20 protein-coding genes and 1 tRNA gene are annotated in these 21,115 nt (G+C 68.1%); 4 read left to right on the forward strand and 17 right to left on the reverse strand.

Translation table 11 applies throughout. The features are described from left to right. Nucleotides 1-27 precede the first annotated feature (27 nt). From pafA to H4W27_RS06225, 7 genes are all read right to left on the reverse strand, one after another. Nucleotides 28-1,521 carry a Pup--protein ligase gene (gene pafA, locus H4W27_RS06195; protein WP_192595160.1) on the reverse strand — a complete coding sequence of 498 codons (1,494 nt, stop codon included), beginning with the start codon at nucleotides 1,519-1,521 and terminating at the stop codon, nucleotides 28-30. A 6-nt stretch (nucleotides 1,522-1,527) separates the two neighbouring features. Continuing rightward, nucleotides 1,528-1,728, reverse strand: a complete 201-nt coding sequence (locus tag H4W27_RS06200; RefSeq protein WP_192595161.1) for a ubiquitin-like protein Pup — start codon at nucleotides 1,726-1,728, stop codon at nucleotides 1,528-1,530. Between the two features lie 28 nt (nucleotides 1,729-1,756). Then, nucleotides 1,757-3,469, reverse strand: a complete 1,713-nt coding sequence (gene dop, locus H4W27_RS06205) for a depupylase/deamidase Dop (RefSeq protein ID WP_192595162.1) — start codon at nucleotides 3,467-3,469, stop codon at nucleotides 1,757-1,759. Next, nucleotides 3,466-5,328 (reverse strand): proteasome ATPase, encoded by a 1,863-nt coding sequence (gene arc, locus H4W27_RS06210; protein ID WP_318782196.1) that lies wholly within the window; start codon nucleotides 5,326-5,328, stop codon nucleotides 3,466-3,468. The genes dop and arc overlap by 4 nt, the downstream gene beginning before the upstream one ends. Further along, the gene (locus H4W27_RS06215) at nucleotides 5,321-6,325 is read right to left on the reverse strand and encodes a tRNA (adenine-N1)-methyltransferase (protein ID WP_192596465.1); all 1,005 of its coding nucleotides are present in this window, start codon (nucleotides 6,323-6,325) and stop codon (nucleotides 5,321-5,323) included. The genes arc and H4W27_RS06215 overlap by 8 nt, the downstream gene beginning before the upstream one ends. Before the next feature lie 254 nt (nucleotides 6,326-6,579). Beyond that, on the reverse strand, nucleotides 6,580-7,338 hold the full coding sequence (locus H4W27_RS06220; protein WP_192595163.1) for a site-2 protease family protein: 759 nt from the start codon (nucleotides 7,336-7,338) through the stop codon (nucleotides 6,580-6,582). Continuing rightward, nucleotides 7,335-8,096: an HAD family hydrolase gene (locus H4W27_RS06225; protein WP_192595164.1), complete on the reverse strand. Its 762-nt coding sequence runs from the start codon at nucleotides 8,094-8,096 to the stop codon at nucleotides 7,335-7,337. The genes H4W27_RS06220 and H4W27_RS06225 overlap by 4 nt, the downstream gene beginning before the upstream one ends. Nucleotides 8,097-8,148: 52 nt before the next feature. Between H4W27_RS06225 and H4W27_RS06230 the strand changes: the two genes are divergently transcribed. Next, complete coding sequence (locus H4W27_RS06230; RefSeq protein ID WP_318782197.1) at nucleotides 8,149-9,141, forward strand: PAC2 family protein; 993 nt, start codon at nucleotides 8,149-8,151, stop codon at nucleotides 9,139-9,141. Nucleotides 9,142-9,157: 16 nt separating this feature from the next. Here H4W27_RS06230 and mshC read toward each other — a convergent pair whose 3' ends face one another. The 3 genes from mshC to H4W27_RS06245 all read right to left on the reverse strand — a co-directional run bounded on the left by mshC (nucleotide 9,158) and on the right by H4W27_RS06245 (nucleotide 11,868). Then, nucleotides 9,158-10,534 carry a cysteine--1-D-myo-inosityl 2-amino-2-deoxy-alpha-D-glucopyranoside ligase gene (mshC, locus tag H4W27_RS06235; protein ID WP_192595165.1) on the reverse strand — a complete coding sequence of 459 codons (1,377 nt, stop codon included), beginning with the start codon at nucleotides 10,532-10,534 and terminating at the stop codon, nucleotides 9,158-9,160. Nucleotides 10,535-10,614: 80 nt separating this feature from the next. Next, complete coding sequence (locus H4W27_RS06240) at nucleotides 10,615-11,442, reverse strand: undecaprenyl-diphosphate phosphatase (protein ID WP_192595166.1); 828 nt, start codon at nucleotides 11,440-11,442, stop codon at nucleotides 10,615-10,617. Nucleotides 11,443-11,562: 120 nt separating this feature from the next. Continuing rightward, nucleotides 11,563-11,868, reverse strand: a complete 306-nt coding sequence (locus H4W27_RS06245; protein ID WP_192595167.1) for a primosomal protein — start codon at nucleotides 11,866-11,868, stop codon at nucleotides 11,563-11,565. Between the two features lie 194 nt (nucleotides 11,869-12,062). Here H4W27_RS06245 and H4W27_RS06250 point away from each other — a divergent pair, with 194 nt between their 5' ends. Further along, nucleotides 12,063-12,230: a DUF5703 family protein gene (locus H4W27_RS06250; protein WP_404821864.1), complete on the forward strand. Its 168-nt coding sequence runs from the start codon at nucleotides 12,063-12,065 to the stop codon at nucleotides 12,228-12,230. Nucleotides 12,231-12,249: 19 nt separating this feature from the next. On the opposite strand, the gene H4W27_RS06255 is transcribed toward H4W27_RS06250, so the two are convergent. After that, nucleotides 12,250-13,410, reverse strand: a complete 1,161-nt coding sequence (locus H4W27_RS06255) for an acyl-CoA dehydrogenase family protein (protein ID WP_192595169.1) — start codon at nucleotides 13,408-13,410, stop codon at nucleotides 12,250-12,252. 109 nt (nucleotides 13,411-13,519) lie between these two features. After that, nucleotides 13,520-14,845, reverse strand: a complete 1,326-nt coding sequence (locus H4W27_RS06260; RefSeq protein ID WP_318782198.1) for a M20/M25/M40 family metallo-hydrolase — start codon at nucleotides 14,843-14,845, stop codon at nucleotides 13,520-13,522. A 545-nt stretch (nucleotides 14,846-15,390) separates the two neighbouring features. Between H4W27_RS06260 and H4W27_RS06265 the strand changes: the two genes are divergently transcribed. After that, nucleotides 15,391-16,047, forward strand: a complete 657-nt coding sequence (locus H4W27_RS06265; protein WP_192595170.1) for a hypothetical protein — start codon at nucleotides 15,391-15,393, stop codon at nucleotides 16,045-16,047. A gap of 208 nt (nucleotides 16,048-16,255) precedes the next feature. On the opposite strand, the gene H4W27_RS06270 is transcribed toward H4W27_RS06265, so the two are convergent. From H4W27_RS06270 to H4W27_RS06290, 5 genes are all read right to left on the reverse strand, one after another. Continuing rightward, nucleotides 16,256-16,341 (reverse strand) — tRNA-Leu (locus H4W27_RS06270). A 136-nt stretch (nucleotides 16,342-16,477) separates the two neighbouring features. Continuing rightward, entirely contained in the window at nucleotides 16,478-17,569 is a 1,092-nt protein-coding gene (locus tag H4W27_RS06275) for a lipoate--protein ligase family protein (RefSeq protein ID WP_192595171.1), read from the reverse strand. Between the two features lie 166 nt (nucleotides 17,570-17,735). Further along, complete coding sequence (locus tag H4W27_RS06280; RefSeq protein ID WP_192595172.1) at nucleotides 17,736-17,993, reverse strand: type B 50S ribosomal protein L31; 258 nt, start codon at nucleotides 17,991-17,993, stop codon at nucleotides 17,736-17,738. Nucleotides 17,994-18,219: 226 nt separating this feature from the next. Continuing rightward, nucleotides 18,220-19,113 carry a sulfite exporter TauE/SafE family protein gene (locus H4W27_RS06285; RefSeq protein WP_192595173.1) on the reverse strand — a complete coding sequence of 298 codons (894 nt, stop codon included), beginning with the start codon at nucleotides 19,111-19,113 and terminating at the stop codon, nucleotides 18,220-18,222. Beyond that, complete coding sequence (locus H4W27_RS06290) at nucleotides 19,113-19,925, reverse strand: ABC transporter ATP-binding protein (protein WP_192595174.1); 813 nt, start codon at nucleotides 19,923-19,925, stop codon at nucleotides 19,113-19,115. The genes H4W27_RS06285 and H4W27_RS06290 overlap by 1 nt, the downstream gene beginning before the upstream one ends. Before the next feature lie 48 nt (nucleotides 19,926-19,973). Here H4W27_RS06290 and serB point away from each other — a divergent pair, with 48 nt between their 5' ends. Beyond that, nucleotides 19,974-20,936, forward strand: a complete 963-nt coding sequence (serB, locus tag H4W27_RS06295) for a phosphoserine phosphatase SerB (RefSeq protein ID WP_192595175.1) — start codon at nucleotides 19,974-19,976, stop codon at nucleotides 20,934-20,936. Nucleotides 20,937-21,115 lie beyond the last annotated feature (179 nt).

Raw genomic sequence — 21,115 nt, forward strand, 5'->3', positions numbered from 1 at the left:
AACTGTACAGGCCGGATACCTGGTTCGTCAGATCAGCGGAGGCTCAGCAAGCTCCCGGGCAGAACCAAGCCGATACCGCTCCGTCAGTGCCAGCGGTCCGGGCTGTTCGCGACGCTCGCCCAGGTCCTGCTCCTGCAGCTGTTCAACCCGGTCCCCCAGCTTGCCCAGCAGCGTGTCCAGGCGGGGATCCTCCGCCAGGAGCGGATCCTTGAACATCAGCGCGTCCAGCGGACGGTCCACCAGCTTGTGGTGCACCCAGTCCACGGTGTGCTCCGCCCCGAGGGCTCGGGCGGTGGAGAGGAACCGCCCGCGCAGCGCGGCGCGGGTGGTGGCCGGCGGATCCACGATGGCGCGCTGGATCCGCTCCGGCTCGAGCTGGGTGCTCGCCCGGCCGTGGGCGGCGAGCAGGTTGAACACCCCGCGCCGGGGATGGACGTCGTGATAGGCCATGTCCAGCTGCTCCAGCTTCGGATGACCCTGGGCGAGGCCTCCGCGGGCGGCGACATCCTCCAGCAGGCGCTTCTTGATGGCCCAGTCGATGTCCCGCTCGATCGGCGCATGGTCCCCGCTGGCCACCGCCTGCAGTGTGCGCTCCCAGAGCTCCAGGATCTGCCCCACCCTCTCGTGGTGGGCCCCGTTCTCGCGGACGAAGCGGCGGGCGCGGTCCAGCAGTCCCGACTGGATGTCCACAGCGGTCATCTCAGGGCCGCTGCGGACCTTGACCGTGGCCTTTCCGCTGATGTCGTGGCTGATGTGGCGGATGGCCCCGATCGGGTTCTCCAGCTCGAAGTCCCCGACCGGCACGCCGGACTCGACCATGCGCAGCACCAGGTCCGTGGCGCCGTAGCGCAGCAGGCTCGTGGTCTCGGACATGTTCGAGTCCCCGACGATCACATGCAGCCGCCGGTGCAGCGCCGCGTCGGCATGCGGCTCGTCCCGGGTGTTGATGATGGGGCGCGAGCGGGTGGTCGCCGAAGAGATGCCCTCCCACATGTGGTCGGCACGCTGAGAGAAGGCATAGTGCGCGTCGGTCTCATCGGTGGCCGGCACGAGCCGCCCGGCGCCGACGAGGATCTGTCGCGTCACCAGGAAGGGCAGCAGGATCGTCGTGAGCCGACGGAAGTGCGTGGTGCGCGGAATCATGTAGTTCTCGTGACTGCCGTAGGAGTTGCCCTGGGAGTCCACGTTGTTCTTGAGCAGGTAGACGCTGCCCGCGAAGCCGTCCTCGGCCATGGCCGTCTCGGCGCGCTGGGCGAGGTCGTCCATGATCAGCTCGCCGGCGCGGTCTGCGGCGATCAGGTCCAGCAGATCATCGCATTCGGCAGTCGCGTATTCCGGGTGCGATCCCACGTCCAGATAGAGCCGCGACGCGTTGGGGATGAAGACATTGGAGCTTCGCCCCCAGCGCAGCACCGGCCGGAAGATGTATCGGGCCACCTCCTCGGGCGGCAGTCCGCGGTGCTCGGCACCGTGGTGGGTGATCCCAAACTCAGTCTCCACCCCGAAGACTCGACGATCCATGGCGGGCTACTCGCCGCCCTTCTGCACGAATCCCTTGACGAACTCCTCGGCGTTGGACTCCAGCACCGAATCGATCTCGTCCAGGAGGCTGTCCAGCTCGCCGGCGCGCTTCTGCGCCTGGGCGCTGCCGCTGAGCGGACTCTCGGCGCCGGCCCCCGCGCCGTCGTCGTCGCCGCCCTGTGGACGCTTCTGAGGTTGAGTGGACATGGTTCTCTCCTTCGGTGGCCGAGCAGCGTCACCGGCCCAGCATGCGCTGGAGACCGGTGATGAGGTCCGCGTTGGTCGCTGCGCTGACAAGTGTATTCTCCGCGTCTGCGCGGGTGGCTGCATACGGGTCAGGCAGCGCCAGCCGCACAGTGGCGGAGAGCGCGTCGGCGCGCAGCAGGATCTGGTCCCAGCTGGCACCGACGACGACGTCGGGATGCTGACTCACCATCCGTCCGCGAAGCCAGGCCCGGGTCTCCTCCGGCGGGCTCTCCGCCGCCGCCGCGATCTGCTGATCGGTGAAGAGCCGACGCATCCGACCGGCCCGCGCGAGCTTGTAGTAGAGACCCTTCTCCTCGCGGAGGTCGGCGTACTGCAGGTCCACCATGGCCAGGACCGGGGCGTCCCAGTCCAGGCCGTCGCGGCGCCGGTAGGACTCCAGCAGGGAGAGCTTCGCGATCCAGTCCACCCGATCGGCGGCGCTGAAGACATCCTGGTCCAGATCTCGCAGCAGCTCCTGCCAGGCCTCGAGCACCTCGGCCGTCTCGGTGTCCGGGACGGCGGGGGCGTGCTGGGGGCCGGTCTTCTCCTGCGCCCAGTCCATGGCTGCCTGCAGGTAGAGCTCCTGGATCTGCAGGGCCGTCATCTCTCCGCGCGAGGTGGACACGGTGGTGCGCAGGCTGGGGTCATGGGAGATCGCCTTCAGCGCGGCCACCGGGTCCTTCAGTGTGATCTCCGGAGCGCGCGAGGATTCGATGAGGTCCAGCACCAGAGCCGTGGTGCCCACGCGCAGCCAGGCGGAGTACTCGCTCATATTGGCGTCCCCGATGATGACATGCAGCCGTCTGAACCGATCATGATCGGCGTGTGGCTCGTCGCGGGTGTTGATCATCGGCCGGCGGACCGTGGTCTCCAGTCCCACCTCCTCCTCGAAGAAGTCGGCGCGCTGGGAGATCTGATATCCCGGCTCGCCGCTGGTCTGCCCGATCCCCACTCGGCCCGCCCCGCAGAGGACCTGCCGGCTGGCGAAGAACGGCAGCAGCCCGGAGACCAGGGCGTCGAAGTCCAGCGAGCGCGGGAGCAGATAGTTCTCGTGGGCGCCGTAGGAGACGGACTTGTTGTCGGTGTTGTTCTTGTAGAGCAGCACCTGCGGGGAGTCCTCCTCCCGGCTCAGCCGCGCCGCCGCGGCGCGGACCACCCGGTCACCGGCCACGTCGTAGAGCACGGCCCGGCGCGCACCGATGGCCTCCGGGGAGGAGTACTCCGGATGGGCATGGTCCACGTAGAGCCGCGCGCCGTTGCTGAGCACCAGGTTCATCAGCAGCTGGGGCTGGTCCGCTCGGGGCTGGAAGTATTCGCCGCGCCAGTGCGGGGATCCCGGCGAGTGGTGGCCGCCGGCGATGTCTGCGGGGCTCGGGTCTCCGCCGCTGATGTTGCCCAGTGCATCACGGACCGGCCCCTGGCCTGCCTCCTGCTCGGTGGCGTGGGTCAGCGCCTCCCCGGTGTCGGTCAGCTGAGAGGGGTGCGCCGCGGACCGTGGCAAGACCCATCCGCGCGCGTCCACCAGCGGGGACTCGGACTGGTAGTCCCACTCCGTGCCGGCCACCGCGCCGCCGGTCTCGGTGACGTGGGCGGCATAGGCATTGACCAGCTCGATGGAGAGCGCCACGTGACTGGCTCGCGGATTGGCCGGGGCGTGGATCCCGTACTCAGTCTCCATCCCGATGAGCCTGCGCACGCTCATGGCCGACCTCCCGCACCACCTGCTGGGCCGGCCGAGCCGGCGGCGTCGATGGCGTCGGTGGCAGCACCGGTGGCCCTGGCGCCAGGGATGCTCGCCTCTGCGGGACGCTCGATCCGCACCACGGGAGAGGCCGAGACGCCGACGACGCGGGACCAGGCCTGTGGGTCTGAGGGGTTCACCAGGTCCTCCTGGTCACGAAGCTCCTCCTCGGCCGCGCTGAGGAGGTGCTCGAGGGTCAGTCCCTTCTGCGCGGGGTCTGTGCCCGAACCCAGGAAGTCCTTGATCGCGGTCTTCTTGGCACGGTCCACGATGTTGCTGAGCACCGCGCCGGACATGAAGTCGGCCGCCTGGAAGGGCGTGCTCGTCCCGTCCGCATGGATCAGCCGAAGTCGGGCCTGCGGGGTGCGCGGGAAGAGCCGGTCCAGCAGGGCATCGACGAGGAAGGCCACGGTCGAGGCTCGGTCACCATGGGCGGCGAGAAGCTCCGGATGCAGCGGCACGGCGCCGCCGAGGTGGATCGCGAGGATCTCTGCGGCGCCCTCCCGCCCGGGACGCTGCACGCGGATCTTCACGTCCAGCCGTCCGGGCCGCAGGATGGCCGGGTCGATCATGTCCTCGCGATTGGAGGCGCCGATGACGATCACGTTCTCCAGCGACTCCACACCGTCGATCTCGGCGAGCAGCTGCGGCACGATGGTGGTCTCCACATCGGAGGAGACGCCGCTGCCGCGTGTGCGGAACAGGGCCTCCATCTCGTCGAAGAAGACCACCACGGGCTGGCCCGCCGAGGCGCGCTCCCGGGCCCGGGAGAAGATCACCCGGATGTGCCGCTCGGTCTCGCCGACGTATTTGTTCAGCAGCTCGGGGCCCTTGATGTTCAGGAAGAAGGCACCCGCCTGATCCTGGTTCTGGTCCCGTTCCTCGCCCTGGCCCGTGTGGTCGGGTCCCGGGCCGGCGCTGGCCAGGGAGCTGGCCACGGCCTTGGCGATCATGGTCTTCCCGCATCCCGGGGGGCCGTAGAGCAGGATCCCCTTCGGCGCGCGCAGTCCGTGCTCCCGGTAGAGATCGGCATGCAGGAAGGGCAGCTCCACGGCGTCGCGGATCGCCTCGATCTGCTCGGAGAGCCCGCCGATGTCGGAGTAGGAGACGTCCGGGGACTCCTCCAGGACCACGTCCTCGACCTCGGAGAGGGGCACGATCTCGGTGGCGGTGCCGGTGCGCAGGTCCACCATCACGGCGTCGCCCACTCGGGCGCTGTGCAGCCCCGCGGACTGCGCCTGGGCCTCGGCGGCGGCGGTCAGCGTGACCACCCGCTCGTCCTCACCGCGGGAGATGATCACGAGGCGGGAGTCGGGCAGCACCTCTTTGACCCGGGCGAGCTCGCCGGTGCTTTCGGCGCCGAGGATCGCGACGACCGTGAAGTTCTCGTTGAGCAGCACCTCGTCCCCGGCCTGGAGCTCCTCCGGTGCCAGCAGCGGAGAGAGGCTCACGCGCAGCTTGCGTCCGGCCTGGAGGATGTCCACCCCGGCCGCCGTGGCGGCCTGGATCTCGCGGCCCTGATCCTGGGTGTGCGCAGGACGGTAGCCGATCACGGTGCCGAAGGTGAAGGGCGCCTGTCCATCGGCCTGCAGGGCGTTGCGCAGCTCGGAGATCTCATTGCGCGTGGTCTCCAGCAGGTCGGTCATGCGCTGGTTGTTGCGCCCGGCGGTCTGCAGCTGGGTCTCGAGCTGCCTGGCTCGGCTGCGCAGGGTGTCCAGCTGCCGGTGGGCCTGATCCAGCCGGGACTGCAGCTGCTGGGGCTCGCTCGGGGCCGCGTGGGCGGGTGCGTCGGTGTGCTTGTCGTCTGCCTGCTCACTCACGTGAGCTCACCTCCCTGGCCTGTTCGGCGATCTTCTGGGCATGGGCCGCGGCCTTGCGTCCCTTCTTCCCGGACACGGTGCGGGTCTTCAGTCCTGCTTCGTCCCAGACCGCCTCGGGGTCGTTGGCCGGCCATGCGGCGCGGTCCGCCTCGCTGACCACGGAGACCTTCTCACGCTTCTTCAGCTGCAGCGGGGTCTGATCATCGGCGAGCCGGCGCGCGGAGAGCAGGAACCCGGTGTGCGCCACCATGCGGTGATCGGGCCGCACGGCGAGGCCGTCCAGGTGCCAGGTGCGCAGCATGGTCTCGTGGGCCTCAGGCTCGGTGAAGCCTGCGGAGGCGCGGATCTCTTCGGCGAGCCGGGACAGCTGGGTCACGGTGGCGACATAGCTGACCCAGACTCCGCCGGGGGCCAGCACGGTCTTCACGGCATCGATGCACTCCCAGGGCGCCAGCATGTCCAGCACCACCCGGTCCACGCTGCCCGGCTGTTCCACGGCAAGGACCTCTTCCTGCATGTCCCCCAGGAACACCTCCCAGCCGGGGTGGGCTTCGCCGAAGAAGGCCTCGACATTGCCCACCGCGATGTCTTTGAAGTCCTCGCGGCGCTCGAAGGAGTGCAGCACCCCGTGATCACCCACGGCGCGCAGCAGCGAGATGGACAGGGCTCCGGAGCCCACACCTGCCTCGACGACGCGCGCACCGGGGAAGATGTCAGCCACCTGGACGATCTGTGCGGAGTCCTTGGGATAGACGACTGTGGCTCCGCGCGGCATGGAGAGCACGAAGTCGTTGAGCAGCGGACGCAGCACCTGGTATTCGTGCCCCGCGTCGTTGGCGACCAGTATTCCTTCGCTGGCCCCGATGAGCAGATCATGGCGGAGCACGCCCTGATGCGTGTGCCATTCGCCCCCGGGCGCGAGGGTGATGGTGCTGGGCCTGCCCCTGCGGTCGGTGAGCTGGACCCGCTGACCAGCGCGCAGCGGTCCTGAGCGCATGTGGGCCCCGATCGGGCCGGTGGTCGTCGTCGACGGGGAGTCGCCGGGGGCGCTGCTGCTCACTGAGTCTCGCTCTCTGGGTGCTGGGATGCCCCGGACCGCCGGGCGGTCGGGGAGGTGGTGTGCTCCATCCAGCCTATCGCTGTCGAGGCACGCGGCGCTGGGTCCGGTCTCGCGGTTCCGACCGTGCCCGGGGCGTCAGCCTGTTCTGGTCAGCCCCCGTCTGGTCAGCCCTTCTCGTCAGCTCGGTCTGGTCAGCTCGGTCTGCGCAGCCGGGCGTTGGCCACCCGGATGTTCTCCGAGGCTCCCTGCCAGAGGAAGAAGCTGACCATGACGGCCACCACGACCACCACCAGGCTCACCTCTCGGAGTCCGGAGATCACCAGGGCGGCGAGTCCGCTGAGCAGCAGCACGACGACGACGCGGCCGCCCCATCCCGCGGCTCGCATGCCGCGGTCCTGGCTTCCCGTGGCGCCCCAGACGACGGATTCGACGATGCGTCCGCCGTCCAGGGGCAGACCGGGCAGCAGGTTGAAGACCCCGACCATGAAATTGACCAGGACGGTGACCTCGACCAGCAGCGCGGTCACTCCGGTGACCTCGAACAGCTCGGAGAAGTACCAGCCGAGGCCGGCGATCACCAGGTTCGCGGCAGGACCCGCCAGGGACACGGCGAGGGACTTCACCGGTGTGGCGCGGTGGGCGAGATATTCGGTGTGGCCGCCCCAGATGTTGAGTTCGATCTCGGTGGCGGGCCAGCCGAAGGACCGCGCGGCGAGGGCGTGGGCGAGCTCATGGGCGAGCACCGAGAGCAGCAGCAGCCCGGCGTAGCCCAGGGCCACGACATAGGCCAGCACGCCCAGCTCCGGGAAGATGCGCTGCACCTGAGGCCCGAAGAGCAGCACGATGGCACCGCTGACCAGGAACCAGGAGGCCCTGAAGCGGACCGGGACGCCGGCGATCCGCACCTGCGCCGTCCGGCCCCGGGAGGCGCCGGCGGAGCGTGGACTCATCGTGGCAGGAGACGCTCGAGGCCTGCGGCATCCACGCCGGCGAGTCCGTCCAGGAGCTGCCACCGCTCATCCTCGGGGATGGGCGTGTAGTGCGGGACCGCGACCGTGACCAGACCCGAGTTCGCAGCGGCGGCGATGCCCGGCACTGAGTCTTCGATGGCGATGCAGCGATTCATCTGCAGCTGCTCTCCGGTGCGCCGGTGATGATCCTCCGCGATCCGGTGGAAGGCCTGGATATAGGCTTCGGGATCGGGCTTGCCGCGGGAGACCATGTCTCCGCTGACGATGAATTCCATGGCTCCGTCCGGCAGCGCAGAGACGATGGCCTCGGCCAGCGGCTTCTCGCTCATGGTCACCAGTGCGCAGCGGACTCCGGCGGCGTTGAGATCAGCGAGGAGCTCTCGGGCGCCAGGACGCCAGGGCATCTCCACCAGGGCCCGGGCGGCGACCCGACTGATCAGGTGGTCGATGATCTCGCGGGAGGTCATCGCCACGCCGGCCTGTTGGAGCACTGCGGCGCTGTGGGTCAGCGCCTGGCCCACGAGGCTGTGGGCCTGCTCCTCGGACCAGGTTCCGCCGTGGGCCTCGACGAGGCCACGCTCCTCCGCGATCCAGTACGGCTCGGTGTCCACCAGGGTGCCGTCCATGTCCCAGAAGACCGCCTGCAGCGCCCCCGTGACCGCTCCCGGCACGGCGTCGTGACGAGCTTCTTCCTCACGGGTTTCGGTCTGCACGGCTGAAGGGGAAGTCGAAGGCATGGGCATCATCGTACGCTTCAATTGGGAACCCCAGGGGGCTAGTGTGAGTTGCGTGAGTGAAGAGATTCCAGCCGAGGACACCACGCCTGAGGGCACGGGCGAGACGGCGGGGCGCCTGCCCCGCGAGCCTTCCGTGCCCGAGGGTTTTGCCCAGCGTTTCGCTGAGCATCTGCGCGCCACCGCCTCGGTGGCGGCGACCACTGCGGAGTCCGAGCGGGACGGCTCCCGGCCCACCGTGATGGTGATGGTCTTCGAGGGATGGAACGACGCCGGCGCCGCCGCCTCCTCGGCCGTCCGAGCAGTGGGCCAGGCCTGCGGCGCCGAGCTGATCGGCAAGGTCGAGGACGAAGGATATTACGACTACCAGTTCTCCCGCCCCAAGCTGCGCAGCACCGGCGGACATCGCGAGATCATCTGGCCCTCGACCAAGATCTACCGAGCCCGACCGCCCCGGGCCGCTGTGGACCTGCTGCTGGTCCATGGCGTGGAGCCGAGCTTCCGCTGGCAGGCCTTCACCGCGGACCTGCTGACCCGCGCGGCGGAGAACGGCGTCTCGGGCGTGGTGCTGGTGGGCGCGCTGCTGGCAGACGTGCCGCACACCCGTCCGATCCCCGCCTCCCTCTCCAGCGAGGACGTGCAGCTCCAGGAGATCCTCGACATCGACGAGCCCAGCTACGAGGGACCCACCGGCATCGTGGGCGTGCTGGCCCATACTGCCGCACAGGCCGGCCTCCCGGCGGTCTCGCTGTGGGCGGCGATCCCCCACTACGTGGGGCAGGCCCCCTCGCCCAAGGCCCAGCTGGCCATCATGCGTGAGCTCGAGGATCTGCTGGGCCTGTCGCTGGATGAGAGCGAAGTCGCCGAGGACGCGGAGGCCTGGGAGCGCGGCGTGGACGACCTCGCGGAGGAGGACACGGAGATCGCCGACTACGTCAAGCGGCTGGAGGAGGCCACGGACACGACGAACCTGCCCGAGGCCAGCGGCGAAGCCATCGCGCAAGAGTTCGAGCGCTACCTGCGCCAGCGCAAGCCCCCCGAGAGCTGAGCCTTCGCGCGGCGGATCAGCGCGAGCCCAGCGTCTCGGTCGCTGCGGCGGTGAGACTCTGGGAGGGGGTCGAGGCGAGCAGCTCGATGCCCAGCAGCGCCTTGACCACAGCGGCGACGCGCTGGCGGCTGGAGTCTGCGGCGAGCTGTCCTGCAGCCCACATGTCGAGCTGATCGAGCGCGGCCGGGGCGTTGAGGTTCTGGGACAGCGCGGAGTGCAGCGCGTACTGCAGATCATCGGCCTGGGCGGCGGATGTGCCCAGCTCACCGTGGCCATCCGTCTCCGGGGCCGCCGCCAGTGCGCGGTTCCACTGCTCCAGGCGCTGCGCGGCCTGATCAAGCTGCTCCGCCGCGTAGCTCCAGTCCTCGCGGTAGTGGTGCGAGAGCAGCAGCGTGCGGATGATCTGGGGATCCACTCCTTCTGCACGCATCCGGGAGGAGAGCACGAGGTTGCCCTTGGACTTGGACATCTTCTCACCGGCGAGCCCCACCATTCCGGTGTGCATATAGGTCGAGGCGAGCGCCACGCCGTCGGCCGCGGTGGCGTGGGCCGCACTGAACTCATGGTGCGGGAAGCGCAGGTCCGAGCCGCCGCCCTGGACCATGAACGGGGCGGGCAGATGCCCCCGGGCGATCACGGAGCATTCGATGTGCCAGCCGGGGCGCCCCTCGCCGAGGCTGCCCCCGTCCCAGTGCGGCTCTCCGTCACGGCGTGCCCGCCAGAGCAGCGGATCCAGCGGGTCGCGCTTATGGGCTCGCTGCGGGTCACCGCCGCGCTCGGGGAAGAGCTCCTCCATCTGGGCTCGGTCGTAGTGACCGATGCTGCCCAGAGTCCAGGGAGTCGCCGCTTCGACCTGGACGGTGTCGAAATAGATGTCGAAGGCCTCTGCGGAGCCCGGTACGACCGACTTCGCGAGTTCCTCGGCGGGGACCGGCACGGGGTAGGCCATGCCCAGTCTGACCAGCCGTTCCACATCCGCAGCCACCGCCGGGATCGTCTCCACGGCGCCCACATAGGCGTCGGGAGGGATCACTCCCAGCGCGGCCATGTCCTCGCGGAAGAGCTCGGTCTGTTCCTGGGCGAGCTCGTACCAGTCCACACCGGTGGCCGTGGCGCGCTCGAGCAGCGGATCATCGATGTCGGTGACGTTCTGCACGTAGTTCACTTCCAGCCCGGCGGCCCGCCAGTAGCGGACGAGCAGGTCGAACTGCACATAGGTGTTGGCATGCCCGAGGTGGGTGGCGTCATAGGGAGTGATGCCGCAGACGTAGAGGGATCCCACGCCGTCGTCGGACTCCACCGGCACCAGCGCCCCTGCCGAGGTGTCGTGCAGCTGCAGGTTTTCGGGCAGCACAGGCAGAGTGGGCACGTCCGGGGAGGTCCACGATTTCACGCAGAGGTCCTTTCACCGTAGGGGTCAGCAGTCGCGCGAAGGGATCATCAGCGCAACTGGTCTCAGTGGCCCAACGCGAATCAGGCGTTGATGATTCCGAGACCGAGCATGATGTAGACGAAGAGGCCGAGCAGGATCCGGTAGTTCACGAAGATCGTGTACGAGTTGGTGGACACATATCTGAGGAACCAGCCGATGATCACGTAGGCCACGAAGAAGCCGACAGCCGTGGCGGCCAGTGTCTGTCCCATCGTGTAGGGACCGGCCTGCTCGCCCAGCGAGCCGAACAGCTTGTAGAACCCGGAGCCGAAGACCGCCGGGATGGCGAGCAGGAACGAGTAGCGCGCCGCCGCCTCACGGGTGTAGCCCAGCAGAAGACCTGCAGTGATCGAGCCGCCTGAACGCGAGACCCCGGGGATCAGCGCCATGGCCTGGGCGAAGCCGAAGATGATGCCGTCGCGGACGCTGAGCTGATCCAGCGGTTTGCGCTGTTTCCCATAGGCATCGGCGAAGGCCAGCGCCACGGCGAAGACCACCAGCATCGTGGCGGTCAGCCACAGAGTGCGGAACACCGACTCGATCATGTCTTCCAGCAGCAAGCCCAGCACCACGATCGGTATGGTGCCGATGATGATGAGCCAGCCCATCCGCACATCGGGATCCGAATGCGGAAGCCTGCCCGCCAGCGCGGAGAACCAGGCCTTGACGATGCGGACGATGTCGCGCCAGAAGTACACCAGCACAGCCAGCTCGGTGCCGAGCTGGGTGATGGCGGTGAAAGCCGCTCCCGGGTCTGCCGCGCCGGGCAGGAACTCCCCCACGATGCGCAGATGCGCCGAGGAGGAGATGGGGAGGAACTCCGTCAGCCCCTGGACCAGTCCGAGTACGATCGCTTCAATCCACTGCACAGGCCGAGCTTAGAGCATCGGACCCTCCCCCGCGGTGCGCAACGGCGGCGGCGATGCTGATCAGGTGCAGATCAGGTGCAGGTCAGCGGGCGACGCGAAGTCCTGCAGGCCGGGAGCCCGTCAGCGGTCTTCTTCTTCCTCGTCCTCGTAGATCTCCTCTTCGGACTCAAGCTCCGGGTCATCCTCGGAGTCCTCGTCCTCGTCGAGCTCGTCCTCGCCGTCCTCCTCGTCATAGAGGTCCAGCGGGGTCACTTCGCCGCTGGCGGCGAAGAGCGCATCCTCGTAGGCCTCGAAGGCGTCGGAGATGTTGTAGAAGGCTGATTCCACCGCCGGATCCTCATCCCCACGGCGGTTCATCGAGGCGGAGAGGTGCTCTTCGAGAGCGTTTGTCAGCGCGTTGAGTGCCACGCGAGGATCCATAGTCATAGGCTCACCGTACCAACGAGAAACCACTTCGGTAAGTCCTGGTCATGAACTCGGAGTGAGTGGCCTGCCGACGTAGGCTGAGGCTCTCCGGTGAAAGCGAAGGTGAACCCCCGATGGCACAGCAGAACTGGTGGTCCCAGTCCACCGCCGAGCTCTACTCAGAGGTCCAGGACGCGGGCCCCACCTGGGAGTACATGGTCATCACCTGCCAGCCTCAGGAGTCTCTGAAGGAGGCTCGGCGGCGGGTGACCGATCACGCGGAGTACGGGAAGTGGGAGCTTCGCCGCTCCGTGCTCTACACCGGCGGGCTGCGCAGATACTGGCTGCGCCGCCGCGTGATGCGCGTGCAGCGCACGCTCTAGCGGACCGCATGCCCTGTCTCTAGAGCGGGCCCAGCGTGTAGTTCGCCAGCGTGCGATGCGCTGACTCGTCGTCGGAGGGGTGGTGGATCCCCGCCAGCGAATCCCGGTAGAGCCGGCTGAGCTCCGATTCACGGTGATACTGCGCTCCTCCGCTGACCCCGAGGACGAGGTCCACCACCTGCCGCGCCGTCCGAGTCGCCGTGGTGCGCAGCGTCGCGAGCCGCGGGAACCAGGAAGAACCGTGCTCGGCCCCTGCTTCCACCTCTGCGGCGATTGTGCGCAGCTGGGAGTCCAGGGCGAGCTGGGCCAGCTGGGCCTCGGCCAGCTTGTACCGCACATCGGGGTCCCTGGACATGGACTCTCCGCTGATCAGCGAGGTGCGCTTGGCCACGAGCTCCGCGCCGAGCACCAGTGCGCGGTCTCCGATCCCGGTGTAGACCGCGGCGAGCAGGGTCAGAAACGAGGAGAAGATCGCGAACACGAGCGGGTCCGGGTTCGGGCCGACGGGGAGCCGGCGAACGATCCGCTCCGCCGGCACCCGCGCGCCCTCGAGCGCTGTGGCGTGAGACTGCGTGGCGCGCATCCCCAGGGTGTCCCAGTTCTCGATGGTGTGCCAGCCGCTGGCGCTGCGCTCGAGGAAGCCGAAGATCAGCGGGGTCTCTCCTTCGGCTCCCGTGGCGGAGGTGTCCTTGCCGAAGAGACCGAGCCTCGTCCAGACCGGGGCCAGGGTGGTGAAGATCTTGTTGCCGGTGAAGGTGACCGCGCCGTCGTCGTCGACCTCGGCTTCGGTCGTGGAGTCGAAGAGCACCGCGTCATTGCCGGCCTCGGAGATGCCGAAGGCGAAGATCTCTCCCGCCGCGGCCTCGGTGAGCACCTGGTCGAACTCGGTGTGCCCACCGGCGACCATCCCCCGGGCCACGCTGACCCAGATGTGGTGCATGTTCACCGCGAGCGCGGTGGCCGGCGCTGCGGCGGCGAGCCGGCGCTGTGCGGCGACCAGGGTCGGCAGGTCCCAGCCCAGGCCGCCGCGGTCGCTCGGGACCAGCGCCCGGAGATAGCCCGCCTCGGTCAGCTCGGCGAGGTCCTCGTGGCAGAACTCGTTGCGTGCGTCATAGCCGGGGGCGCGGGCGGAGATGCGTGCCAGCAGATCCTCGCTCAGCACAGTGTCGACGGGGTCCATGGGGTGCTCCTGGGGTGGCTGGGCGGTGGCTCGGGTGATGGCCGGGGTTGTTGCCCGGACTGATGGCTGGGCGGTGGCTGGGGCGCCTGCCCTGTGGCGGGTGGGGCGACTACTGGGCGGCGAGGAAGCGGTGCAGCACCCGGACGCCGAATCTCAGCGCCTCGGTGGGGACGCGCTCGTCCACGCCGTGGAACATGCCGGTGAAGTCGAGTTCGGCTGGCAGCTGCAGCGGGGCGAAGCCGTAGCCGGAGATGCCCAGGGAGGCCAGATGCTTGTTGTCGGTGCCGCCGCCGAGCATATAGGGCAGCACGACCGCCTCCGGGTCCTCGGCCTTCAGCGAGGCCACCATCTGTTCCACGAGCAGCCCGGAGAACGGGACCTCCAGCGAGGGCCCGCCGTTGAGCAGCTCGAAGCTGACCTTCTCCCCGGCGAGCTCCTCGAGCTTCGCGGCGACCCGCGCGTCCTGCTCCGGCAGGGTGCGGGCGTCGACCAGGGCCGAGGCGGAGCCAGGGACCACGTTGTGCTTGTAGCCGGCCTCCAGCAGGGTCGGATTCGAGGTGTTGCGCAGGGTGGCGGAGATGAACTTCGAGGCGCTGCCGGTGGCCGCGAGCAGCTCGGACGGGTCCTCCTCGTCGAAGGGGATCCCGGTGAGCTCGGAGAGCTGCTCCATCAGCGCCCGGGTGGTCTTGGTGTAGTCCAGCGGCCATTCGTACTCGCCGATGGCGGCAACGGCCGCGCCGAGCCGGACCACGGGATTGTCGCTGTGGATGGCGGAGCCGTGCCCGGCGGTTCCGGAGGCTGTCATCTTCGTCCAGTGCAGACCCTTCTCCCCGGTCTGGATCAGATAGGCGCGCTGCCCTGCGACGTCGGTCGAGAAGCCGCCGACCTCGCTGATGGCCTCCGTGGCGCCGTCGAACACCTCGGGATGGTGCTTGACCATCCACTTGGCACCGAAGTTGCCGTTGTCCTCCTCATCGGCGAAGAAGGCGAAGATCAGGTCGCGCTGCGGCTGGTGGCCCTCGCGGTGCATCCGCAGCATCGCAGCCAGGATCATCGCGTCCATGTCCTTCATGTCCACGGCCCCGCGGCCCCAGATCATGCCGTCGCGGATCTCGGCGGCGAAGGGGTCCACCTGCCAGTCCTGTGCCTGGGCGGGAACCACGTCGAGGTGGCCATGCACCACCAGGGCGCCGAGCTCCGGATCGGCGCCCTTCATCCGGGCCACCACGGAGGTCCGGCCCGGCGCGGACTCATAGATGTTCGGCTCGAGCCCCGCCTGACGCATGATCGCGGCGCAGTATTCGGCTGCCTCGCGCTCGCCGTTGGACCTGCCCTCGCCCCAGTTGGAGGTGTCGAGCCGAATCAGGTCGCGGCAGAAGTCGATGACCTCGGTCTCGGCGGCTGCTGCGGGGGTCACGCCGGATGCGGTGCTCACAGATTCTCTCCTGAGGTGTGGGGGATCTCTGCTGCCCAGCCTAGCGATTCGCGGAGGCTGACGGGTGCCCGATGGGCGGGTGCTCGGCTATGCTCCGATCATGATCTTCAGAACTGTCCTCATGTGGCTCGGCCGAAAGGTCTTCCGGATGTTCCGCAACCGGTCCCGCAAGAACCCGGGGTCGGGCACCCCCACCAGCTGACCCTCGACCCATTTCTCGTCGCGGGGCGGGTTCTGCGGGCAGTTGTGGCTGTTTTCGGCCGCTTCTGCTCGGAGAATCCGCCCCTCAGCGGGTTCAGGGGTCCCCTGGCATCCACCTCCACCGAGGACTTCTCCCTCGCTGCCGCCCGGCGATCAAGCCGCGCCCAGGGTGACCACCGTGAGCCTCGGCCGCGGTAGGACCCCTCCCCTGTGCGCCGAGCGATGGATTCTCCGGGCAGTCACGTCCTGAATCCCCAAGAAATACTCGGAGAACCGCCGTTCAACGCGGATCTGGTTTATCCATTCTTATTCCCACGAGAAGCGCAAATATGTATGGTGTGTGCATGCTGAGGAGAATCTGGATACCTTCCCTGTCGACTATCGGGGCGGCAGTGCTGGTCTCCTCCTGTGCGGCAGATGCCTCCACGTCGGATGACGAATCGGCGCCCCGCCCGAGCGAGACCGCAGAGGTCGTTGCCGAGTCCACTGCAGAGGACGCTGCTCCCGCACAGGCCGTTGATAGTGATGCGCCTTATCTCGGAGGCCAGCGGATCATTGCTTCCCAGGAGGGTGTGGAGTTCATCGAGATCTCCCCCGAAGAGGACGAGGGCGTCGAGGTCCATCATCTGCTCTGTGACGACGCCGAAGCTCTGGCCGAGAAGGCCGAGCACAACGATGGCGCACAGCCCCTCGGCTGGCCACAGGAGTGGGACGGCAGTGGAACAATGCCAGACCCGCTGTGTCATCCGGACTACTTGGAGATCAGGGAGTGGGAGAATCTGGACGCCCACTCCGCATGCTGGGAGGGCACAGAGACGTCGACCCTGGCCAGAGGGGGACAGTCCCGGGAGGAGATCGCGGAGTTCCTGTGGCAGCAGTCTCAGGCCCGCGCCGATTGGGAACCCAATCCTCCCGGTGGGACCTGCGCCGAGCAGTGGGCGGAGCACAATGGCGATGACCCAGAGGACTACGCGGACAGTGGAAACGCCGACGATCGGTGAACCAGGTGAGGGCGTCGCCCTCACGCCGGGAGGCAATTGAACCCAGGTGACCACCAGTCCGTTGAGGGGCGGTTTCTCCGAGCAGTTGAGCCGAAATCCGAATGAACTGCTCGTAGAATCCGCCGCTCAACGCAGAAGACCCCGGCCGACGGGATCGCTCCTCGTCAGACCGGGGTCTGTGCCGCATTGACCTGCGTCAATCACAATGTGCGCGGAAGGGGACTTGAACCCCTACCCTCTTATACGAGGACTAGCACCTCAAGCTAGCGCGTCTACCTATTCCGCCACCCGCGCATTGTTTCTGCCTCAATGGCAGCGACAAGAAACATTAGCACGGGGCGGAACCGGACAGCGAATCGTGGCTTCGCTCCCCCGCCCCCTGGCCCCTCCCGTGCCCCAGAGTTCGCCCGTGCCGCAGCATCCTTCCAGCTCAGGGAACCCTCGCGGTCCACTCCTGGGTGCTGAACTTGTCCTTCACGAGCTCCTCGGCCCGGGCGAGCTCCTCCGGGCGGATCTCTGCGATCTTCGCCCCGTACCTCTGCGCGAAGGTCTCCACGAACGCCTTGAGGATCTCTTCACGCGCCAGGCCGGTCTGGCTGCGCAGGGGGTCCACCCGCTTCGCCGCTGAGGTGATCCCCTTGTCGGAGATCTTCTCGCGGCCGATGCGCAGCACCTGGAGCATGTCGTCGGCGTTCATGTCGTAGCTCATCGTCACGTGGTGCACCATCCCACCGCTGGCCAGCCGCTTCTGCGCGGCGCCGCCGATCTTGCCCTCAGTGGAGACAATGTCGTTCAGCGGCTTATACGACGCGGTGATCCCGATGGAGGTCAGCGCCTCCATCGCCCAGGCGTCCAGGAAGGGGTAGGAGTCGGCGAAGCTCAGCCCGTCCACCAGGGACGCCGGCACGGAGAGCGAGTAGGTGACGAAGCTGCCCTCGTCCATGTACATCGCTCCGCCGCCGGTGATCCGACGCACCACAGTGGCCCCGAGCCGCTCGGCCGCCTCGGAGTCGACCTCGTTGGCCAGCGACTGGAAGGACCCGATCACCACGGCCCGGCCGGAGTAGTCCCACATCCGCATCAGCGGGGGACGATTTCCGCGGCCCACCTCCTCGGTGAGCACCTGGTCCAGGGCCACATGCATCTCCACGGGCAGCGCCACGGCGGGCATGACCTCCCAGTCGTGGTCCTCCCAGCGGGTGGCGTGACCCAGGGCGCGCCGCACGGCGGTGGCGATGGCGTATTCGTCGAAGCCGAACATATGGGCCTCAGCGGGCAGCTGGGCGCGCACGGATTCGGCGATCTCCTCCCGGGTGGCCCGGGTCGGCAGACCGATCAGCGCGGCGTTGAGCGAGTCCAGCGCCTCATCGGGCTCGAGGAAGAAGTCCCCGTTCACCGAGGCGGCGATGATGTGCGCGTCCCGCGGGTGAGTGCGTGGATCGAGGACGGTCTCCAGATCGACGACGACGAGCTTGCCGCCCACAACCTTGTATTCCCCGTGATGCTGGTGCGTGTCCGTCATGGCACAATCCTATTCCTGCCGGGCGCGCTGGCTGTGCCGCTGACGCCCGTGACCGGGGCCGGCGGCGTCGTCGTCCGGGGGCTCCTGACGCTCTGGAGACAGCAGAAGGGCCGCAGTCGATGACTGCGGCCCTTCGTGAAAGCTTGAGGTGTGAAGCAGGAGGTCCTTACTTCTTGCCGCCGAAGCCCTTGAAGCGAGCGTTGAAGCGCTCGACGCGGCCGGCGGAGTCCATGATGCGCTGCTTGCCGGTGTAGAACGGGTGCGACGCGGCAGAGATCTCGACGTCGATGACCGGGTAGGTGTTGCCGTCTTCCCACTCCATGGTCTTCTTCGAGGAGGTGGTGGAGCGGGTGAGGATCTTTTCACCGGAGGCCAGGTCGTTGAAGATGACCGGCTCGTACTTGGGGTGGATATCAGACTTCATGAGGTGTGTGTCCTTTTCATCTGCCGCTGGATTTTGCCAGAAGCGTGGAACTGAGGCGTGGCCAGAATGGACCAACACAGCACTATATCAAATGCGGCGGGCCGCAGCCTGCCCGGCGGTCGCCGATGCGTGCGACACAGCAGCCCTGTCCTGGCTGGTTGAGTTATCCGGTGGGGACGCAGCAGCCGGAAGACTCAACTGCCCAGGAGGGATGGTCCGCGGAGGATCAGCCGAGGAAGAGGCTGCGCAGCATCACGAACAGTGCCACCAGGCCCAGGGTCACGATGATCGCGCGCAGCACCACCGGTGAGAGTCGACGTCCGACCCAGGCTCCGATGAGCCCGCCGAGGGTGGATCCCACTGCGATGATGGCCACGACTCCCCACAGGATCACGCGCTCATCCGGCTCGCGCAGCAGGTAGTCCACCAGCACGTAGCTGATCGCGGCGGTGAGGTTCACGACGGCGACCAGCAGGTTCTTCACGCCGTTGGCCTGCTGGATGTCGGCCATCAGGAAGATGCCGAGGATGCCCATCAGCAGGATCCCCTGCGCGGCGACGAAGTAGCCCCCATAGATGCCCGCGGCGAAGACCAGCAGCATCAGCACCACGCTGACGGCGGGCATGGACGGCGACTTCTGCGCCCCCTCAGCCTCGCGCTCGACGCCCTCCTCGGCGTCCACCGGCTGCTCGCGGCGCGCGGCACGGGCCCTGACCCAGGCGGAGAGTCGGGGCTGGGCCAGGACGAAGATGAGCGAGACCACGATGAGGATCGGAGCCACCCGCCCGAAGACCTCCTCGGGGAGGCTGATCAGCAGGGCCGCGCCGATCGCGCCGCCCAGCACAGAAGCGGGAATCAGCTTGACCAGCACCGACTTCACCTGACGGATCTCGCGCCGATAGCCCCAGGCGCCGGTGAAGTTGCCCGCGATCAGTCCCATCGCGTTGGAGACCGTGGCCGAGACCGGCGGCACACCCATCGCCACGAGCACCGGGAAGGTCACCAGCGTGCCGGAGCCGACCACGGTATTGATGGCGCCCGCCCAGATCGCGGCGACGAAGATGAGCAGGAGCAGCTCGACGCCCAGGCCATGCAGGGCGACATCGGTGAGGGCCTCCATCAGGGGCGGGCCCGCTGCTTCTCGGCCTGCGGCTTCGCGAAGGCCGAGTAGCGGCCGTCGCGGTGCACCAGGTCCAGCTCCGTGTCGAAGGTGGTGGAGAGGTTCGCTGAGGTCATGGTCTCTTCGATCGGGCCCGAGGCCACGGGCCTGCCGTCGCGCAGCAGCAGCACATGGGTGAAGCCTGGCGGGATCTCCTCGAGATGGTGTGTCACCAACACTGTGGTGGGCGCGTCCTCGCTGGTGACCAGCTCGCTGGTGCGCTGCACGAGAGCCTCGCGCCCGCCCAGGTCCAGCCCCGCGCCCGGCTCGTCCAGCAGGAGCAGCTCCGGATCGGTCATGAGCGCACGGGCGATCTGCACCCGCTTGCGCTCGCCCTCCGAGAGGGTGCCGAAAGGTCGATCGAAGACCGTCCCGACGCCCCATTCGTTGAGCAGCGCGAAGGCGCGACGTTCATCGAGCTGCTCGTACTCCTCGCGCCAGCGTCCGGTCACGCCATAGGCTGCGGTGACGACGACGTTCAGCGCCGTCTCCTGGACGGGCATCGTGGTGGTCAGCGAGTTGGAGCTGAAGCCGATGAGCGGCCGGAGCTCGAAGACATCGACGGCGCCCAGCAGCTCGTCGAGGATCCGAGCCGAGCCGGTGGTGGGGAACAGCCGGGCGGCGGCGATCTGCAGCAGCGTGGTCTTGCCCGCCCCGTTGGGGCCCAGGATCACCCAGCGCTCGTCCTCGTTCACCGTCCAGGAGACGTTGTCGAGCAGGTTCTTGCGCCCTCGGCGCACGGTGACGTTCTGGATATCGAGGACAGGACTCATGCGCCCAACACTATCGAACCGGACCTGGAGCTATAGGCTGAACACGCTATGACTGCGCTCCCACACCCTGATCTCCCCCAAGGCACCGTGGCCCTCCTGGCGGCCTCCACGCTCGACGGTCCGCTGCTCCGCTCGCTGACCCACGAGTTCTCCCGTCGAGGCGTGGTCCACAGCGTGGAGCTGCGTCCGGTCCCGGTGGCCGACGGCGGCGAGGTCCAGGCCGCACGATGGTCTGTGACGCTGGATGACGCCGACGACTCCTACGGCTCGCAGCTCGCGATCTCGCTGCTGGAGGACGCGGCCGACCAGATCGAGGGTCCGATCACCCAGACGGTGCTCCCAGCCCGTCGGCGCAGCGCGCTCCACGCCGCAGACGGCCGGCTCATGCTCCTGATGGATGTGGACTCCACGCTGATCGACCAGGAGGTCATCGAGCTGCTCGCCCGCAGAGCCGGGCGGGAGACGGAGGTCGCGGAGGTCACCGAACGCGCCATGCGCGGTGAGCTGGATTTCGCGGCATCCCTGCATCAGCGGGTGGCCGCGCTGAGCGGACTCCGCACCGACGCGATCACCTCCGCCATCGCCGAGATCACTCCCACCTGGGGGGCCGAGGATCTCCTCGCGGAGTTCGCGCGCCGCGGCTGGCCCAGCTACGCGGTCTCCGGCGGATTCCTGCAGGTGCTGGAGCCCCTGGCCGAGCGGCTGGGCCTGGCCGGATTCCACGCCAATGACCTCGCCATCTCCGCGACCGGCACCCTCGAGGGGACCGTGCGGGGCGCCGTCGTCGACCGCGCCGCCAAGAAGGAGTATCTTGAACAGTGGTCAGCGTCACAGGGGCTGCGACCGAGCAATGTGGTCGCCGTCGGCGATGGAGCCAATGACCTGGACATGATCACAGCCGCCGGAGTGGGGATCGCGTTCTGCGCCAAGCCCGCACTCGAGGAACAGGCTGATCTGGTGATCCGCCACCGCACTTTCGAGCTCATCTCCCTGGCACTGGGCATGAGCTGAAGAAGGACCCGCACGGCCCTGCACCGGCGCAGGCGCCCAGCAGTCATATCGAAGATCTCATATTCGCGATCATCGGGCGTGAGCATTCTGCAATGCCACGATGATCTGCCAGGAATAGCCTCTACCCCGGTAGGGTTGATCCTGCGCGGCACAACGATGTGCGCGGACCTCGTTGTCCC

The organism is Nesterenkonia lutea (assembly GCF_014873955.1).
GTDB lineage: Bacteria > Actinomycetota > Actinomycetes > Actinomycetales > Micrococcaceae > Nesterenkonia > Nesterenkonia lutea.

Bases quoted from the DNA above. Each gene is read 5' to 3' on its own strand.
- H4W27_RS06200 (WP_192595161.1), bottom strand. From the start codon at position 1,728: ATGTCCACTCAACCTCAGAAGCGTCCACAGGGCGGCGACGACGACGGC.
- H4W27_RS06280 (WP_192595172.1), bottom strand. From the start codon at position 17,993: ATGAAGTCTGATATCCACCCCAAGTACGAGCCGGTCATCTTCAACGAC.
- H4W27_RS06245 (WP_192595167.1), bottom strand. From the start codon at position 11,868: ATGACTATGGATCCTCGCGTGGCACTCAACGCGCTGACAAACGCTCTC.
- H4W27_RS06215 (WP_192596465.1), bottom strand. From the start codon at position 6,325: ATGCGCTCAGGACCGCTGCGCGCTGGTCAGCGGGTCCAGCTCACCGAC.
- H4W27_RS06275 (WP_192595171.1), bottom strand. From the start codon at position 17,569: ATGACGGACACGCACCAGCATCACGGGGAATACAAGGTTGTGGGCGGC.
- H4W27_RS06265 (WP_192595170.1), top strand. From the start codon at position 15,391: ATGCTGAGGAGAATCTGGATACCTTCCCTGTCGACTATCGGGGCGGCA.
- H4W27_RS06220 (WP_192595163.1), bottom strand. From the start codon at position 7,338: ATGAGTCCACGCTCCGCCGGCGCCTCCCGGGGCCGGACGGCGCAGGTG.
- serB (WP_192595175.1), top strand. From the start codon at position 19,974: ATGACTGCGCTCCCACACCCTGATCTCCCCCAAGGCACCGTGGCCCTC.
- H4W27_RS06255 (WP_192595169.1), bottom strand. From the start codon at position 13,410: ATGGACCCCGTCGACACTGTGCTGAGCGAGGATCTGCTGGCACGCATC.
- H4W27_RS06250 (WP_404821864.1), top strand. From the start codon at position 12,063: ATGGTCATCACCTGCCAGCCTCAGGAGTCTCTGAAGGAGGCTCGGCGG.
- H4W27_RS06285 (WP_192595173.1), bottom strand. From the start codon at position 19,113: ATGGAGGCCCTCACCGATGTCGCCCTGCATGGCCTGGGCGTCGAGCTG.
- pafA (WP_192595160.1), bottom strand. From the start codon at position 1,521: ATGGATCGTCGAGTCTTCGGGGTGGAGACTGAGTTTGGGATCACCCAC.
- H4W27_RS06225 (WP_192595164.1), bottom strand. From the start codon at position 8,096: ATGCCTTCGACTTCCCCTTCAGCCGTGCAGACCGAAACCCGTGAGGAA.
- H4W27_RS06290 (WP_192595174.1), bottom strand. From the start codon at position 19,925: ATGAGTCCTGTCCTCGATATCCAGAACGTCACCGTGCGCCGAGGGCGC.
- dop (WP_192595162.1), bottom strand. From the start codon at position 3,469: ATGAGCGTGCGCAGGCTCATCGGGATGGAGACTGAGTACGGGATCCAC.